The following is a 16389-nucleotide window of genomic DNA, read 5'->3' on the forward strand; positions in this document are numbered from 1 at the left end:
AATCAGGCGCAGTCCATCGGATACTGTGCCTGACTCTCTGACACTATTTAACCACCCCACCCCGGCTTAGCGCCTCTGGATTGAGTAACTTTAGCAACTCTTTGCGTGACAACTCTGTTTCTTCTTCTGCTACATCAATAATTGCCCGGTTCTGTTGATAAGCCTTTTTGGCAATATCAGCCGCCTTCAGGTAACCGATCACCGGATTAAGTGCGGTCACCAGAATCGGGTTCTTTTTCAAAGGAGCAGACACGTTATCGTAGCGGACCGTAAATGTGGCTATTGCCTGATCGGCCAGAGAACGGGCACTGTTACTCAGCAGCCCAATACTCTCCAGAATGTTATAAGCAATCACCGGCAACATCACGTTCAACTGAAAGTTACCGGACTGACCTGCAATTGTGATCGTCGTATCATTACCGATAACCTGAGCAGAGGCCATCGCTACCGCCTCCGGGATCACCGGATTGACCTTACCCGGCATAATCGAAGAGCCGGGCTGTAAACCCTGAAGCTCAATTTCTCCCAGTCCGGCCAGAGGGCCAGAGTTCATCCAGCGCAGATCATTAGCAATCTTCATCAGAGCCACAGCCACCGTCTTCATCTGTCCGGATAGCGCGACGACGGAATCCTGACTACTCAGGTTAAAAAAATAATTTTCACTTACGGTAAAGCCTGTTCCCGTCGAGTGGGAAAGGTTCTGTGCAAACCGCCGGGCAAACTCAGGATGAGCATTAATGCCGGTACCCACTGCGGTGCCTCCCTGAGCCAGAGCTTTTAGTGTCCCCAGGCCCGCCTCCACAGACTGTTTACCATGCTGAATCTGGTACTGCCAGCCACTCAACTCCTGATCAAACCTGATGGGCATCGCATCCATTAAGTGCGTGCGTCCGGTTTTGACGACCGATTCCAGTTCGTCTCTTTTCACTGCAATGACATCCATCAAGTGTTTAAGCGCCGGTAATAAGTCCTGCTCTAGCGCCAGAACGGAACATACCTGAATAGCTGTTGGGACGACATCATTGCTGCTCTGTCCCATATTGACATGGTCATTGGGACTGATGATTGTTCCCAGCGCCCTGCTGGCTAATGTCGCTATCACTTCATTGGCATTCATATTTGAGCTGGTTCCGGACCCGGTCTGATACACGTCCACAGGAAAATGTTCCAGATGCTGGTGATTAATGATCTCCTGCGCTGCATGGCTGATGGCTCCGGCAATGTTGTCTTCCAGGAGGCCAAGCTGCTGATTGGTTATCGCTGCGGCCTGTTTGATTAACGCCAGTGCACGGATAAACCCAGAAGGCATTACCTGAGAACTGATAGAAAAGTTATTCACTGCACGCTGTGTCTGGGCCTGATAAAGCGCATCTTCCGGAACATGGACATCTCCCATGCTGTCTTTTTCCACCCGATATTTAATTTCCATGCTCGCCCCCAACAATACAAATGACAATCTTTTCTATTAATAATCATAGCAAATGATGCTCATTACCGTCCTGACACCCGACTACCTTTGTCATGATAGCCGCTTCCTTATGATAAATTAAAACCATCATCACATTATTTGTGGAACAGCATTTCATTTTATTTGCTTGTTAATGTCGCTATGAGGATAATGAATTTATCAAAGAAAAAGGAGAGACCTAATGTCCGTTAACAACGTTGCCATCATCGGTGAATGTATGGTGGAGCTCAGAAAAACCGAATCCGGAGTCGAGCAGGGGTTCGGCGGTGACACCCTAAATACTGCAATTTACCTGTCCCGGCTTACTCTCGGATCCGGAGTTCATGTCTGTTACGTTACCGGACTAGGCAAAGATCCGTTCAGTAAAGGTATGCTGAAAAACTGGCAAGATGAGCAGATTAATACCGATATGGTTTATCTTTCTGACGATAAACTCCCAGGGATGTATGCCATTGAAACTGCCGACGATGGGGAACGTAGCTTCTATTACTGGCGTAATGACGCCGCGGCTAAATTCTGGCTGAAAGACTTTTCTCCGGAAGCTCTGGCAAAAGAACTGGCCCAACATCAGCTTATCTACCTCAGTGGTATCAGCCTGGCAATACTGCCTGCTGACAGCCGTCAGACACTTATTGACGCACTGACACTTTGCCATAATGATGGTATCTCAATTGCGTTTGACAACAACTTCCGCCCGGCGCTCTGGGAAAGCAAAGACGAGGCGCAACATTGGTATAAGCAGACTCTGAGTATCACTGACACCGCATTCCTGACCTTTGATGATGAACAGGCACTATGGGGAGATATATCCGAACAGGACGCCATCACAAGGACTCAGGCACTGGGAGTAAAAGAAATTGTGATCAAACGGGGAAGCGATACCTGTCTGATCATTCATGATAATACAACCACCGAAGTCGCTCCTGCCAGAATCGATAATGTTGTTGATACGACCGCTGCAGGAGATTCATTCAGTGCCGGGTATCTGGCAAAACGTATCCTTGGCGGATCATGTGAAGAGTCTGGCGCTTCCGGGCATAAGGTGGCGGGAACGGTTATTCAACATCGTGGTGCAATCATTCCGAAAGACGCGATGCCGAACATTTAAAGGAGAACAGAGTGAAAGATTTGAATCAACAGCTTCAGGCACTGAAAGTCATCCCGGTTATTGCTATCAAAGACGCAGCAAAAGCGGTTAAGCTGGCTCAGGTACTTATCGAAAATGGTCTGCCATGTGCAGAAGTTACCTTCCGTACCGCAGAGGCCGCTCAAGCCATTCAGAATATGCGCGAAGCCTACCCTGAGATGCTGATTGGTGCCGGTACGGTATTAACCAGCGAGCAGGTCGACCAGGCCATTGAAGCGGGTGTGGATTTTATTGTCAGTCCCGGCTTTAACCCGACAACGGTAAAATACTGCCAACAACGTGGCGTGACTATCGTTCCGGGGATCAATAACCCAAGTCTGGTAGAACAAGCAATGGAAATGGGGTTGCGTACACTTAAGTTTTTCCCTGCCGAGCCTTCCGGCGGCGCAGCCATGCTGAAAGCACTATCAGCCGTTTATCCGGTTAACTTTATGCCAACCGGTGGTGTAAACCCAGAAAACGTCAAAGACTACCTGGCGATTCCTTCCGTTCTGGCCTGTGGCGGCACCTGGATGGTACCAAACAACCTGATTGACGAAGAACGCTGGGACGAACTGGCACAGCTCATCTCAGAAGTAGCGGCTATCATCGGCTAATATCGGAGGACTATTTATGTTATTTGGCAATATCAACCAGCTGGAGCTGATCCCCTATACCTACACAAAGTTGCGTAAATGTATAGAAGAAGCAGTGGTTATTGCAAAGAACAATCCGGAAGGGAAGTATGCACTCACGGATGACCGCATTTTCGTTATGATAAATGCAACGACCACAGAACCAACCGAAGAGCGTGCCGCCGAGATCCACAAAAAATATATCGATATTCAAATAGTGCTGGAAGGTGAAGAACGCTTTGGTTACTCCAATCAACTGGATGACTCATTCAAGTCACTTGAAAAGCTGGAGAACGATGTATTGTTCATTGAGAATGTGACACATGAAAACTATATCGACCTTTACGTCGGAGACTTTGTCGTATTCTATCCTGAACAGATCCACCGTCCGCAATGCGCAGTAAATAAACCAATGCCGATAAAAAAGGCCGTCATTAAAATACCTCACGATATTTTCTCTTGAGCCGGAAATAGAGAAAAAAATAGCCAGGTGCAAACCGCACCTGGCTCATCGAGAGTTGACTAAGATCTAAGTAAGTTTTGTAACCATTGGGATATAACGGTTGATGCAGAATTTATCACACTCGTTCTACATGTCGAGATTTTAACCATTTAATTTATTTAGAGTTTAATATTTTCCTGAGCCTAATTTGATAACCCTGGTAAAGCACACATATTGATATGTTATATATGGCATATACTATATTAATAATATAATCTTACTACATGTTAATCAGGGGAAAACTACCGCATTTCTGTCGAAACAGCAGGTACCTTTGATCTGGAGAGTGAATTTAAGCTTTGGGTATCCGGGCTGGGAACGCTTGAGTTTGGTTTTCTGAAAGGAACCGATATGCGGAAAGTTGCCGCTCTGTTAAGTTCCGGCATTTAAAAAAAGAGCCAGGGGCGTAACACCACTGGCTTATGGAGATTCAAATAAAGGTCAACTTAATTATGTGTAACTTTAGCTAGTTAATCTTGTAACCATAAATAAGATGAAAGGCACTTTAGCACACGAATATATCGAGTCGAGTTTTGCGTTGTTTAATTTATTGAAATTAATAAATATAAGCCTTTAATGTTCGCCAGTGATGGTTGATAGACAGTCTTCTACTCTGTTTTTCCCGTTTCGTTTCGCACGGTATAATGCTTTATCCGCCGAAGAGTAAAGCTGGTCGATGTCTTTATGTTCACTGTCGATTGAACAAAGCCCGGTACTTATCGTCACGGTAAATTTTTCTCCTCTGGAGGTGAAAAAGTGCTGACTAAGTTCCTGATGTATTCTCTCAATTATGATTTTGGCCTCAGCAAGTGAGGCGTGAGGTAAAACCATGGAGAACTCTTCACCTCCGACACGACCGATGATATCTGATTTTCTAAGTTGTTTTTTAAACAGTGTGGCTAAATACTGGAGAACATGATCGCCGGTCGGGTGACCATAGGTATCATTCACAAATTTAAAATCATCGACATCAATGATAGCGAGTGTCAATGGGAAATCGTATCGCATAGAGCGAGTGATCTCTTGTGTCGTCAACACCCAGTAATGGTTGCGGTTATATAGTCCGGTGAGTCCATCCGTTTGCGCCAGAACGGTGAGTTGTTCTTCAAGTTGGGCCCTTTGGGTGATTTCGTTTTTTAATGACTCTCTTTCTTTTTCCAGTGCCGCTGTGTATCTTCTTCGATCATTTTCCAGCCATGCAGTAATCCATACCACCAGAAAATAGGTAAATGAAAACCGAACCCAAAAATTATCGGAATATATCGTCTTCAAGCCATGGGTAATATCTAACCCGGCCAATAAGAAAACAAAGAGAAGCGAGCTCCATAATGTTCCTCTCTTACCACCAAAGACAAAAATGCAGAACAGAGGATATGTGTACACCCATAACACTTTTCCCTGATATTTTTCCTCTAAGAATGAAATAGATAAGAGCATAAGGAAAAAAAGGCCGTTACTCGCATGATAGGCAATATTAGGCTTATGACTCACCGTAATATGTAAGAGGCAACCAATGATAAAAAGCTCGAAGACGATGACAACGAGAGCAATAGCATATTGCCCCATAAAAAGATCGAGTACAGCAAAAGTGATTCCTAAAGGAATCATTGTCAGTGTCAGCCATGCAAAATTTTTCAACCGAATAGCTTCGTTGACGCTGTTGCATTCTCCCTGTCTGACAATATAGTCAACAAATTTTTTTACAGGGATTAATACCTTAATCATTGAGTCTCTCTATACACCAAGCCCTTCAAATATTTATTATCATGGCTTATTTGCATGGTTTGTCAATTTAGTAAACCTCAGATCAGTTTAAGGATCATCATCAATATTCATAGGGATCAGATGGAATATATTTTTGTTACTGTTGACCACTCATAGCCTTATTTTCCATTGCCCGAATAAACTTAACTCTCCAATAAACGGGCAAAAAGTAAATAAGGATGGGCATGACCGATGGGGTTATTTAACCTTTTTTTGAGAGAATACTCGCAGAACATCTGTCATTCTACTGCATGGTATGCAGGCTCTAATAGATTAGTTGAAACATCGTTTTGGAATGTTTGTATAAACCTCGTGGCTAACTCATTCTCTGACGAACACGGATAAGCCGTGTATGAACTTTCGACATGAAATAGACATTAAAGGTGCCCTGTGAAAAATACTGCCCTACCCCTCGTTACCCAAGTTGCAGCAAGTGTTACGCTCGCAATCTCCTTTGCCAGTCAAGCGGCTACATACAATGAAGCACCACAATTAGCTGAATTGGTTAACTCCGGAACGCTGCCAGCAGTGGAAAAACGGCTGCCGGAAAACCCGCTGGTCGTTGAACCCATTGAATCTATCGGCCAATATGGTGGGGAATTAAAGCTACTGGGTCTGAAGAAAGATAATGGTCATCGTATGCGTATGCTGAAGTACGATAACCTGTTCAACTTCAACCGCACTTACACCGGCATTGCGCCTAACGTGGCCACCGGCTATACGGTAAACAAAGAGCTGACCGAATACACCATCACCCTGCGCAAAGGCATGAAGTGGTCTGACGGGCACCCATTTACCGCTGAAGATATCGCCTTTTATATCGATCTGATGAACCGTGGCGACTGGTCTGGTAACCGTCCGTTTTTTGCCCGTAATGTGGGAGACGCCAGAGCTGAAGTGATCAACAAACACACGGTGAAGATCATCCTTGCTAAACCAGACGGCATGTTTATCCGTAAACTGGCCAATACAGATGGCTCTAACATTGTCCAGTTCCCGGCTCATTACTGTAAATCGTTTCTGCCTGAATATAATAAGGATGCGGTAGCCAATGCTAAAAAAGATGGCTTTGATAACTGGCAACAATATTTTCAGACCAAGTGTCGTGCCATCTATTTCCCGGAACACTATAGCAACCCGGATCGCCCGACAATTAATGCCTGGAAAGTGAAAGTTCCACCAGGTCCAAAAACACAATACGCAGTCTGGGAGCGAAATCCTTATTACTGGATGGTAGACACAGCGGGCAACCAATTGCCTTATCTGGATAGTGTTTATTTCTCCTATTCAGAGAATAAAGAGGAAATGGTGTTGCGCGCCGCCGCAGGTGAAACGGATTTCCAAACCCGCCATATCGGTCTAACCGTCTATCGCCCCATGATGATGGATAGCCAAAAGAAAGGTGGCTATAAATACGGCTTCCGCCCTAGCACCAAGATGAACGCCTTAGTCTTACCTCTTAACCAAACTCATAAGGATCTGGTTAAGCGCGAGCTGTTTAGCAATAAGGATTTCCGTATCGCATTGTCCCACGCAATCGATCGTGATGGGATCAGCGAAATCATGTATTCCGGCGTAGTAGAACCTTATCAGGCAGCGCCGTCTGAAGGTTCCGCTTTCTATGATGAAGAGTTCGCCACTCAATTTACCGAGTATGCCCCAGATAAAGCCAATAAGATGCTGGACGCGATCGGCTTGAGCAAACGTGACGATGACGGCTATCGCCTGGATAAGACAGGTAAGCGTCTTCGTATTGAGGCCTTGATGAATCAAACTTTTGTAGGCGAGGAAACAGACATCCTTGAGCTGGTCAAAAATGACTGGCGCCAAGTGGGTATCTTCCTGGATATTCGCGTTGTTGAGGGTTCATATTTGCAAACGCAACGTCTCGATAACAGCTATGACCTATTGCCGGCTGGCGGCGATGGCGGTATTGGCGTAATAGACACGTTCGCGAACTATGCGGTGCAAAACCCTGCCTCCACCTGGGGTGTTGGTTACTACTACTGGATGAGCGACAAAAACCATGCAACTGCGGTTGAGCCGCCGGCGCATGTGAAAAAGCAAATCGAGCTATATAGAAAAATGGGTGACACAGCTTCTCAGGACGAACAAAACAAGCTGATGAAAGAGATCATCCAGATCTCCAAAGAGAACTTCTACACCATCGGTACAGTCTCTTCTTTGGATGAAGGCGTGATAATCAAAAACAATGTACGCAATAGCGATACAGTGGTGCCTAACTCTTACTCCATCGCCTCTCCAGGCCCAATGCGTACTTCGCAGTTGTGGAAAGAAGCTAAATAAGACAGTTTGCCCCGGCAAGGCCGGGGCCTTATCCTAATACAAAAACTCGCAATAACTATAACTAACTCTCTACAATGTTAATTTTAGGCGCTCATTTATCCCGATAAATAAGCGCTTTTTTTACGTCTGCCTATGTCTAATGCCATCCTGGGAAAAATTTTCTAGTTACCTGAATCAATGTAGTGGAACAAACATATTCGGGGTATGGATGCCCGGGTAAAGCAGGCAGCGATGTCTTGAGTGACTTGTGGAGCCATATCCATTCAGATCAAAGACTTTCCTGCTTGGTATAAACCATACTGTTTTGCGAGGAAGAGGAACTCTCGGGCTAGCTGAGACCCTAGTTTTCCCGTAATCAGAGATAGTGCTAAATAGGATTGGTATAAGAATAAATAAAAAGAGGAAACACAGAAGTGGGGTTAGTCTGGATGAGCGGCGTATAGCGAGGGAACCAACGCCGCCGTCGGGTTTACTCTACGCGCAAACCATAAGATTTAAATTTCTCCAGCACAACGGCAAGCTCTTCATCCGACAATACCGGCACATTATCTGTCGTTGCCAGCAGCTTGAGGTAAAGTTCAGCCAACACCTCAGACTCATGAGCCAACCACAGCGCCTTAGCCAGATTCTCCTCGGCAGCGATCAGGCCGTGATGTTGCAGCAGGATAGCCTTACGGTTAGCAATGCCTTCAGCCACGTATTCAGACAGTTTAGCGGTGCCGAAAGTGGCATAAGGCACACAAGGAATGTCGTTGCCGCCGACGGCTGCGATCATATAGTGGATGGCAGGAATAGCCTTGTTCAGGATGGAAACAGCGGCGCAGTTGATGGCATGGTTATGCACCACGGCGTTCAGCTCCGGGCGCGCCATGTAGACCGCCTGGTGGAAGCGCCATTCGCTGGAAGGCAGCTTGCCCTCCTCAGCCTTGCCGTCCGCGTCGACAAATACAATTTTCTCTTCAGTCAGTTGATCGTAGGCAATACCGGATGGGGTGATCAACATACCGTCTTCATAACGGACGCTGACATTGCCCGCTGTGCCCTGATTCAGGCCCAGACGGTTCATCTCCAGACAAGTATCAATAATTTGTTGTGATTGTTCTACTCTGTTCATTGCTATTTCCTAAACGTCTGTAACGCCTTTTTTGATGATAATATTGCCGTATTTGGCCGTTTCTCCGCTGAGTACAGCGGCATAACATTGCTTAACGCGTTCATAGAAAGTGAACCGTTCCATTCGCTCTATGTGATGTGTTTCTACCTGCGTTGCGCTATTCAGTGCTTGTAGATAACGCTCCTCAACCTGGGGATCCAAGGCATCCCCGGGTACGGCCTGCATCATCACGAGAGGCTGTTCAACGTATTGATCCAGTTGAAACAGCGGTGCTATACCCGCCAGAAGAGTGTCTACCGTCACACCATCTGTGCGGATCACCTTGCTGCAGAAGGAATGGGCAGGAAAGTGCGCATCTGCCAATAAGATTTCGTCGCCATGACCCATTTCCGCCAAAGCGGCTAGAAGCGAGGGGCTGATCGCCGGATGAATACCCTTTAACATCTATTACTCACTTTTTCTTTAAGGGAACAGCCTGATTCCAGGATCTTGTACCGTTGTTAAAGCCGCCGGGGCCGTCCATCGCCGCAAAAAACAGAGTGGTCACCACTCCATCCTCCACCAACGGGAAAGGTCTTTCCATCTGCCCCAGAACACCCTCGCTGCCGTCCCGCCACTGCACCGTCTTGGAATAGGCCAGAGGATCTTCATCGAGACGCCAGTCGAGGCCATTGTCTGAATGGCACAAAATACCCGCGTGGTGCTCACCGCAAATCGAGCTGCCCATATCTTTCGCCAGCATGTGATAGCCGTCGTTATCCAGCCAGATGGATGGATCTTCAATTTCACCCACCTTATCCGGGCCAAAGATCGGCTCAGAGCTGATGACCCTGTATGGTCCCAAGTAATGGTCGGCCTTAGCGATGCCGATCGTCATCCTGCCGTGGATGTCCCCATCATAGGCACGGGCCTTAAACATCAGCAGCACACTGCCGTCGTCGTGAATGATCGGCGACGGGTTGGAGGTCAGGAAGCTGTAAAAGGTGTTTGGCTTGGTCGGCAAAATTGGGCAGTCAAACCTTTGCCAGGGACCGTAGGGGCTGTCGGCCACCGCTACGCCGACTCTCTTGTTGCTGCGTGCCACAACACAGTGCTTACCCGTAACGTCGGCATCATCGCCGTCCGGGAAAGGCTCAAACGGGTGGGTAGAGCCCATATAAAAGAGAATATATTTCCCCTTATGGCGGAATATTTTGGGATTGTGCGCCGACTGCCCGTCCCAAAACTGGGTGCCCCGCTTGCCCAGGGCGACATCGGAGAAGACATAAGTACCGTCGGCACTGTCCGCCACAGCATGCACAATCTCACTATCTGTGATCCAGGTGGTGAAAAACGGCTTTTTCTTGCTCCAGCGGGAAGCAAACATATGGTATTTGCCGTCGTCTCCTTTCACTACGGAGCTGCCCCATACCCAATAATCATCCATAGAAAAGCCGCTAGCCGGGTCCAGCTCGCCTATTCTCTCTAAAATACTGTTTGTCATATCATCAAGCCGGTTTCGGCCCTCTTAATCAAATCCAATTAATAACGATTGAACGGTGTCATCGCCTACTCTGCATATAGTCTTTGATAATCCGCCTGCTGCTCACCCGGCAGGATGCGCTGCACCTGCGGGCGCATGCTCTGCTGCGCCTGCTGCGGCGAGGCATAAACTCCCAATCCGCTGAAAGCGAACATGGCTGCGCCCAGCGCCGTGGTCTCGGTGGCGGACACCACATCAATCGGCTTGCCGGTGATATCAGCGCGGATCTGGTTCCAGAGAGCGTTCTTGCTGCCGCCACCCACCACCAGCAAACTGTCGGTGTCAAAGCCGCCCAACTGTTCGAGAATGGCAAGCGCATTCCTGGTCTGCCGTGCGGTGGCCTCCAGCGCCGAACGATAGAGCTGACCGCGGGTGGTCTGAATGGAGAAACCATCGATCAGACCGGCATCCGGGCCTCGCCCGGAGGTAAGCGGTGCCGCGAAACGTACGCCGCCAGAACCGGGAGCGACGGAGCTGCCTTCGGCAATCATCTTTTGATAACGCTTGGGATCCTGCTCCAGCTCGGCAAACAGCAGACGGCTTAACCATTCCAGCACGCCCGATCCCAACCATTGAATGCCCGGGTTGTAGTGACCATGCAAAGCGTCCCACTCGGTGGTGACGCCTTGCGCCTTGTGCCCGGCTGTAATGCTGACCTGGTTGACCCGAGCCATCAGGATCTCCCAGGTGCCGGAGCTGAGCACAGGCTGATTAAGCGCTGCGCCAGAGCCAAACAAGGCAAACTGGGTGTCGTGTCCGGCGCTGATCACCGGGATGCCGGCGGTCAGTCCCAGCAGCTCTGCGGCTTGGGGCTGCAGTTGGCCGACGCGCTCTCCGGCGGCGACAAACTCAGGAAAACGTCTCTGATCGATACCCAAGGTATCAAGCACAGACGCATGCCATCCCTGCCCAATCAGGTCAGTCATCATGGAGGTGCCGGCCATAGTCAGATCCGTGCTCCAGTTACTGGTCAGCCTCTGATTGAGCATGGAGGAAATAAAGACAAACTTGTCCATCTTGCGGTAGACATCCGGCTCGTTCTCTTTGAGCCAAAGCAACTTAAACAGCGTATTGAAGCTGTAGCTGCCGATGCCATTGTTCAGATAGAGAGATTCTTTATCCAGATATTCACCGAGCCGCTGCAGCACCGGTTCGGTGCGCGGGCACTTCCAGGAAATAACCGGGTAGAGCTGTCGTCCGGCGCTATCGAAAGGAGCGCCATCCACACCAAAGGTGGTTACTGTGACGCCGTCAACCTGCCTTCCGCTCAATTGGGCTGTTACTGCCTGACTGCATTCGGTCAGCTTGCCCCAGATCTGGTCGATATCCCAGATCTGCTGCTCCGCCGAACCAAGCTGCGTTCTGGTTTCGTTGACGATATGATGGCCGGCCAGGATCTCGCCCCGCTCGTCGATGGCGATGGCCCGGACGTTGGTGGCACCGCAGTCCAGGATCAAAACTATGCTCATAAACTTACCTTCTTACTTGCTGGGAAATGAGCTGAGGGCGCGCCTTGAGCGCGCGTCTAATCTGTAGGAGCGGATTTATCCGCGATAGCCGCAGGCTGCCGCAAGGCTTCGCCTTAATCGTTGCGAAAGCCGCTCCTACAATGCCGGTTAGCGGTAGAGAGGGCCGAAGTTGGCGCAGGCACGGTAGTCCTGACCTTCCTTATCCATGCCGAAAGAGTTCCAGGCGCTAGGACGGAATACATCCTGCTCTGCGACGTTATGCATGCACACCGGAATACGCAGCATGGCGGCCAGCACGATAAAGTCGGCACCCACGTGGCCATAGCTGATCACGCCGTGGTTTGCACCCCAGTTGGCCATCACGCTGTAAACATCGGTAAAGGCCCCCTTGCCGGTCAGGCGTGGCACAAACCAGGTGGTCGGCCAGGTTTCGTTGGTACGCTTGTTCAGGGTGTCATGCACTTCTTCCGGCAGATCCAGCGACCAGCCTTCGGCGATCTGCAGCACCGGTCCCAGCCCTTTCACCAGGTTAACTCTAGTCATGGTAAACGGCATGCCGCCCTTAGTCAGAAACTGCGAAGAAAAACCGCTGCCACGGAAATATTCAGTGATCGCCGCCGGCCAACGAGTCGCGTTCAGGCAGTTCTGCGCATCGTCTTCTGTCATTTGCCAATGCGGCTTGAACACGGGGTTACCCTCGTCGTCCGTCTGCTGACCGGTGCCATCCAGCGCCGCTGAGCCAGAGTTGACCAAGTGGATAAAACCAGACTCGGGGCGGAAGCCGGTGACGCGTTCGACCGCATCCTGGCTCCAGTAGGTGCGCACATCGGCGAACACCTGGGCCTGACCGCTCATCAGGTGACCGAACAACATAGAAACACCGTTCAGCGCATCGTTTTCTGTCGCCATCAGATGAGGTGCTCGGATGCCGTTCCAGTCGAAACTAGAGTTAAGAATGGCTTCCATAAAGTCACCGTTGGGACGATGATCATTCCAGTGACGCTGTCCCTGGAAGCCAGCCAGAATAGCGTTGTGGCCCTGCCCCTCTTCGATAAAACCCAGTTCGGCCAGGCGTTCATTACCCACCATCAGATCACGGCAGATAATGGTCATCTTCACTACGGTTTCCCAAACCTTATCTTTCTCCGCCGCGCTCAGTTGCTGCTCCGCCGGGTTGGTATCTTCACCCTCCTGGCACCACTGCTTGACCCAGCCCAGCGCCAGCTCGTACTCTTCTTTGTCATAAATGTCGAGGTCGAGGCGGCGTTGCAGTTCCATCATATCGACATATTCGTTTCGCATGCCCAAATAATCCTGGAAAAAGGCCTGATCGATGATTGAACCGGCGATGCCCATTGAAACGGAACCGATAGACAGGTAGGACTTACCACGCATGGTGGCAACGGCCAGACCAGCACGAGCAAAGCGTAGAAGTTTTTCAGTCACGTCTGCCGGGATGGACGTATCATCGGCCTCCTGAACCTCTTCGCCATAGATAGAGAAAGCCGGCAGCCCCATCTGGTTATGACCGGCCAATGCCGCCGCCAGATAGACGGCACCGGGCCGTTCGGTGCCGTTAAAGCCCCAGATCGCCTTCGGCATATGCGGATCCATATCGATGGTTTCCGACCCATAGCACCAGCATGGGGTTACAGTGATAGTCAGGCCTACATTCTCACGCTTGAACTTGTCGGCGCACTGCGCGGCTTCAGTTACCCCGCCGATGGTTGTATCGGCAATCACGCATTCCACGGCGTTGCCGTCGAAGTGGTGCAGCTCGGCGCTCAGCAGCTCAGCGACGCTACGCGCCATATTCATGGTTTGCTCTTCAAGGGATTCCCGCACCCCTTCACGTCGTCCATCGATAGTCGGGCGAATGCCGATTTTTACATTAGGTGTAGTCGGTTTCATTCTATCTCTTCTTATTTCTGCTTTCGTTGTTTGTTTCATATCAGTTGGCTTATCCATCAATAACCAAAACCCGGTTTTTCTTAAGGTACTGCCGTAACTTACTGTTTACCGGGCTATCACTAATAAAGATATCTATCTCTGTGGCATCACAAATCTTGATCAGCCCCTTCTTGCCTATTTTGCTTGCATCGGCAAGCAGTACAACCTGAGCCGCACAACCCAGCATGCGACGCTTGATAGAGGCATTCAGTTCGTTAGACTCCCAGACGGCTCCGTTTTCATCGACCCCACAACAGGACAGTAAAACCACATCCAGATTCAGGCGGGACAACGCCTGTTCGGCAATGGGTCCGTGAAAGGCAGAGTATTTGACGGAAAAACTGCCTCCGGTCACAATGACTGACACCTGTTCTTTTGTTGCAACGCTCTGCATTATGCCAGTGGAATTGGTCACCAAAGTGCAGGCCATATCCGGCATCTGTCGGGCGACATGCAGACAGGTAGAGCTGGCATCCATTCCAATGACGCTTCTCTCAATAAGGTAGTGCTGTGCATGTTTTGCCATCACATGCTTAGCTTGCGCGTTTAACTTCTGTCGTGAGGAGAATGTCTGGCCTATGTCACGTGTCTGCAGGCTGACTGCACCACCATGGGTACGACATAACAGGTTGTGTTTTGCTAATGTATTCAGATCGCGGCGTATGGTCTCGACAGAGACACTGTACTCGTCGGCTAACTCCTCAACCTTAACCTCACCTTGCTTTCGGATTTGCTCAACAATGTGATTTTGTCTGTTGTTCATGCTCTAAATATCACTTAGTGAAACGTCATTTCAATAAAATAGATGTTAAGTTGAAAATAGTAAGCACAGCACACGTTCAAACTGTTTGTGCGATTAATATCACGCTAGTCCGGGTAAAGCGGGCATTTTGGTTGAAGGATTACAATGAGTTAATGACTGATTTGGGGAGAGCGAGATTAAAACGGGCATGAACCTGCATTAGATAAGACCGTATTTACATAAATGACCCAAAGATAGCGTGAGAAAGCTCGCATCTAACTGCATCTGACTCTGTTGGGCCAGACAAACTAATTATTATGAAAAGGTATTTCATAATAATAGACAGGTGTATCATGACCAAGCCCACAGCTGGTGAGCTGACAGGAACAAGCAGCCAGACTACTGGCCAACCGGATAATCGCAGTGCCTTTACTGGCGTCAGTAAGCAGGGGCTGAACCGCTGGAAACAAAATACCTTTGGTATGTTTATCCACTGGGGACTTTATTGCCACCGGGATCTGGCCGGATATTATCAGGGGCAATACTGCGACATCATTAGCGAGTGGCTGCCTCACTTTGCCCGTATTCCTATGCATGATTATAAAGGGTATACCGCTGGCTTTAACCCTGCCGAGTTTGATGCCGACCAGGTAACGGCATTGGCCAAAGCAGCCGGAATGTGAGTACCAGTTGGACTGGGATATCAAAACCGGCCACGACAACTACATGGAGCCACTTTATATCAAGCCGTATTACAGGGAAGGTATTGCTACCAGTAATGACAACTGGGGTTATAGCCGAAACGACAACAATACCAAGTCCAGTAAGGATCTGATTAACCAGTTGTGTTCAGTGGTCAGCCGGGGCGGGAACTTTCTGCTCAATATAACCCTGGATCATAACGGGCGTATTCCACAGCCCCTTGTGCGGTTACTTGCTGAGATAGGCCAATGGATGCAGGTGAATCAGGAAGCAGTGATCGATACGGAAGCTACCCCCCTGCAAACCGGCTTCAACTGGGGAGTGGTAACGCATAAACCAGACACAAATAAGCTGTACCTGCATGTGCAGCGTCAGCCTGAGCAAAACGTTATCTGCTTACACAGCCTCAACAATCGAATCAAACAGGTGCGATTGCTCGATAATCAAATCAGTGGGCATGTTTCCTGTTTGCAGAAAACACATACGGATACGGGCATCACGGCCAGCACCCTCAACCTGCAACTCGGGCACAATTATGATCGGATGCCTCTGGTGATCGAGCTGGAGTATGAAGGTGAGCTGGACATCAATCCTGTCGTACATCAGGACCGCCTGGCCAAAGTGCGCCTGGATACGCTCAATATCGCTCACTTTGATCCTGAAAAACTCAATTACCGCTGGACCTTCCAGATCCAGCGTCCAGGCCGGTTCGCCTTAGATCTGGTTTCGCTGGAAACCATGCATCATAAAGATCCTCTGTGGGTGCACCACGGTAAAACCGGGCGCATAAGTTATGCGGATCAGAGTTGGGAGTTTGAGCTAAACCTCGACAAAACAGACGCCAACGATGCTCAGGTGCCCTGGAAAAACGTACACAGTCGCTTAGGCGAGCTGTATTTTCCCCAAGCCGGTGAATATACACTGGAGATCAGCGAGTTGCCGCTGGCTATTGATCAGTCTGAAAAATATGGTCAGGATTACATTAATCTTGAATATCTGCAGTTGGGCACCCGCTTGGCCTGAGCCTGGAGTTTGTTGATAACCCGATAAGGTGACTCTTATGACGCTGCTTATGTTTATGCTAATGA

The 16389-nt window shown here is 49.1% G+C and carries 15 protein-coding genes; 7 read left to right on the top strand and 8 right to left on the bottom strand.

Features of this window, described 5'->3' with window-relative positions; translation table 11 throughout:
• Positions 1-43: 43 nt before the first annotated feature.
• Positions 44-1429, bottom strand: a complete 1386-nt coding sequence (locus DI392_RS15340) for a class II fumarate hydratase (protein ID WP_109320571.1) — start codon at positions 1427-1429, stop codon at positions 44-46.
• A 220-nt stretch (positions 1430-1649) separates the two neighbouring features.
• On the opposite strand from DI392_RS15340, the gene kdgK reads away from it, so the two are divergent.
• The 4 genes from kdgK (at position 1650) to DI392_RS20050 (ending at position 4121) form a co-directional block, all read left to right on the top strand.
• Positions 1650-2576: a 2-dehydro-3-deoxygluconokinase gene (kdgK, locus tag DI392_RS15345; protein WP_109320572.1), complete on the top strand. Its 927-nt coding sequence runs from the start codon at positions 1650-1652 to the stop codon at positions 2574-2576.
• Positions 2577-2587: 11 nt separating this feature from the next.
• Entirely contained in the window at positions 2588-3211 is a 624-nt protein-coding gene (locus tag DI392_RS15350; protein WP_109320573.1) for a bifunctional 4-hydroxy-2-oxoglutarate aldolase/2-dehydro-3-deoxy-phosphogluconate aldolase, read from the top strand.
• 16 nt (positions 3212-3227) lie between these two features.
• Positions 3228-3692, top strand: coding sequence for a NanQ anomerase/TabA/YiaL family protein (locus DI392_RS15355; RefSeq protein ID WP_109320574.1), 465 nt, complete (start codon positions 3228-3230; stop codon positions 3690-3692).
• Between the two features lie 288 nt (positions 3693-3980).
• Positions 3981-4121, top strand: coding sequence for a PH domain-containing protein (locus tag DI392_RS20050; RefSeq protein WP_109320680.1), 141 nt, complete (start codon positions 3981-3983; stop codon positions 4119-4121).
• Positions 4122-4304: 183 nt separating this feature from the next.
• On the opposite strand, the gene DI392_RS15365 is transcribed toward DI392_RS20050, so the two are convergent.
• The gene (locus DI392_RS15365) at positions 4305-5456 is read right to left on the bottom strand and encodes a GGDEF domain-containing protein (RefSeq protein ID WP_109320575.1); all 1152 of its coding nucleotides are present in this window, start codon (positions 5454-5456) and stop codon (positions 4305-4307) included.
• A gap of 429 nt (positions 5457-5885) precedes the next feature.
• Here DI392_RS15365 and DI392_RS15370 point away from each other — a divergent pair, with 429 nt between their 5' ends.
• Positions 5886-7802 (top strand): ABC transporter substrate-binding protein, encoded by a 1917-nt coding sequence (locus DI392_RS15370; protein WP_109320576.1) that lies wholly within the window; start codon positions 5886-5888, stop codon positions 7800-7802.
• A gap of 469 nt (positions 7803-8271) precedes the next feature.
• On the opposite strand, the gene fucA is transcribed toward DI392_RS15370, so the two are convergent.
• The 6 genes from fucA to DI392_RS15400 form a co-directional block, all read right to left on the bottom strand.
• A complete protein-coding gene (gene fucA / locus DI392_RS15375; protein ID WP_109320577.1) occupies positions 8272-8916 on the bottom strand; it encodes an L-fuculose-phosphate aldolase in 645 nt (214 codons plus the stop codon).
• 9 nt (positions 8917-8925) lie between these two features.
• Positions 8926-9360, bottom strand: coding sequence for an L-fucose mutarotase (gene fucU / locus DI392_RS15380; protein WP_109320578.1), 435 nt, complete (start codon positions 9358-9360; stop codon positions 8926-8928).
• A gap of 7 nt (positions 9361-9367) precedes the next feature.
• Positions 9368-10399, bottom strand: coding sequence for a glycoside hydrolase family protein (locus tag DI392_RS15385; RefSeq protein ID WP_109320579.1), 1032 nt, complete (start codon positions 10397-10399; stop codon positions 9368-9370).
• 65 nt (positions 10400-10464) lie between these two features.
• A complete protein-coding gene (gene fucK, locus DI392_RS15390) occupies positions 10465-11907 on the bottom strand; it encodes an L-fuculokinase (protein WP_109320580.1) in 1443 nt (480 codons plus the stop codon).
• A gap of 147 nt (positions 11908-12054) precedes the next feature.
• Positions 12055-13818: an L-fucose isomerase gene (gene fucI / locus DI392_RS15395; protein WP_109320681.1), complete on the bottom strand. Its 1764-nt coding sequence runs from the start codon at positions 13816-13818 to the stop codon at positions 12055-12057.
• A gap of 49 nt (positions 13819-13867) precedes the next feature.
• Positions 13868-14620 (bottom strand): DeoR/GlpR family DNA-binding transcription regulator, encoded by a 753-nt coding sequence (locus DI392_RS15400; RefSeq protein WP_109320581.1) that lies wholly within the window; start codon positions 14618-14620, stop codon positions 13868-13870.
• 332 nt (positions 14621-14952) lie between these two features.
• Here DI392_RS15400 and DI392_RS19805 point away from each other — a divergent pair, with 332 nt between their 5' ends.
• Together DI392_RS19805 and DI392_RS15405 are read left to right on the top strand one after the other, a co-directional pair.
• Positions 14953-15282 (top strand): alpha-L-fucosidase, encoded by a 330-nt coding sequence (locus tag DI392_RS19805; RefSeq protein ID WP_245884092.1) that lies wholly within the window; start codon positions 14953-14955, stop codon positions 15280-15282.
• Positions 15283-15289: 7 nt separating this feature from the next.
• Positions 15290-16324 carry an alpha-L-fucosidase gene (locus DI392_RS15405; RefSeq protein ID WP_245884094.1) on the top strand — a complete coding sequence of 345 codons (1035 nt, stop codon included), beginning with the start codon at positions 15290-15292 and terminating at the stop codon, positions 16322-16324.
• Positions 16325-16389 lie beyond the last annotated feature (65 nt).

The sequence above is a fragment of the Vibrio albus genome, from assembly GCF_003144035.1.
In the GTDB taxonomy this organism is placed as follows: Bacteria; Pseudomonadota; Gammaproteobacteria; order Enterobacterales; family Vibrionaceae; genus Vibrio; species Vibrio albus.

Bases quoted from the DNA above. Each gene is read 5' to 3' on its own strand.
- fucI (WP_109320681.1), bottom strand. From the start codon at position 13,818: ATGAAACCGACTACACCTAATGTAAAAATCGGCATTCGCCCGACTATC.
- kdgK (WP_109320572.1), top strand. From the start codon at position 1,650: ATGTCCGTTAACAACGTTGCCATCATCGGTGAATGTATGGTGGAGCTC.
- DI392_RS15385 (WP_109320579.1), bottom strand. From the start codon at position 10,399: ATGACAAACAGTATTTTAGAGAGAATAGGCGAGCTGGACCCGGCTAGC.
- fucK (WP_109320580.1), bottom strand. From the start codon at position 11,907: ATGAGCATAGTTTTGATCCTGGACTGCGGTGCCACCAACGTCCGGGCC.
- DI392_RS15365 (WP_109320575.1), bottom strand. From the start codon at position 5,456: ATGATTAAGGTATTAATCCCTGTAAAAAAATTTGTTGACTATATTGTC.
- DI392_RS15340 (WP_109320571.1), bottom strand. From the start codon at position 1,429: ATGGAAATTAAATATCGGGTGGAAAAAGACAGCATGGGAGATGTCCAT.
- fucU (WP_109320578.1), bottom strand. From the start codon at position 9,360: ATGTTAAAGGGTATTCATCCGGCGATCAGCCCCTCGCTTCTAGCCGCT.
- fucA (WP_109320577.1), bottom strand. From the start codon at position 8,916: ATGAACAGAGTAGAACAATCACAACAAATTATTGATACTTGTCTGGAG.
- DI392_RS15400 (WP_109320581.1), bottom strand. From the start codon at position 14,620: ATGAACAACAGACAAAATCACATTGTTGAGCAAATCCGAAAGCAAGGT.
- DI392_RS19805 (WP_245884092.1), top strand. From the start codon at position 14,953: ATGACCAAGCCCACAGCTGGTGAGCTGACAGGAACAAGCAGCCAGACT.
- DI392_RS15355 (WP_109320574.1), top strand. From the start codon at position 3,228: ATGTTATTTGGCAATATCAACCAGCTGGAGCTGATCCCCTATACCTAC.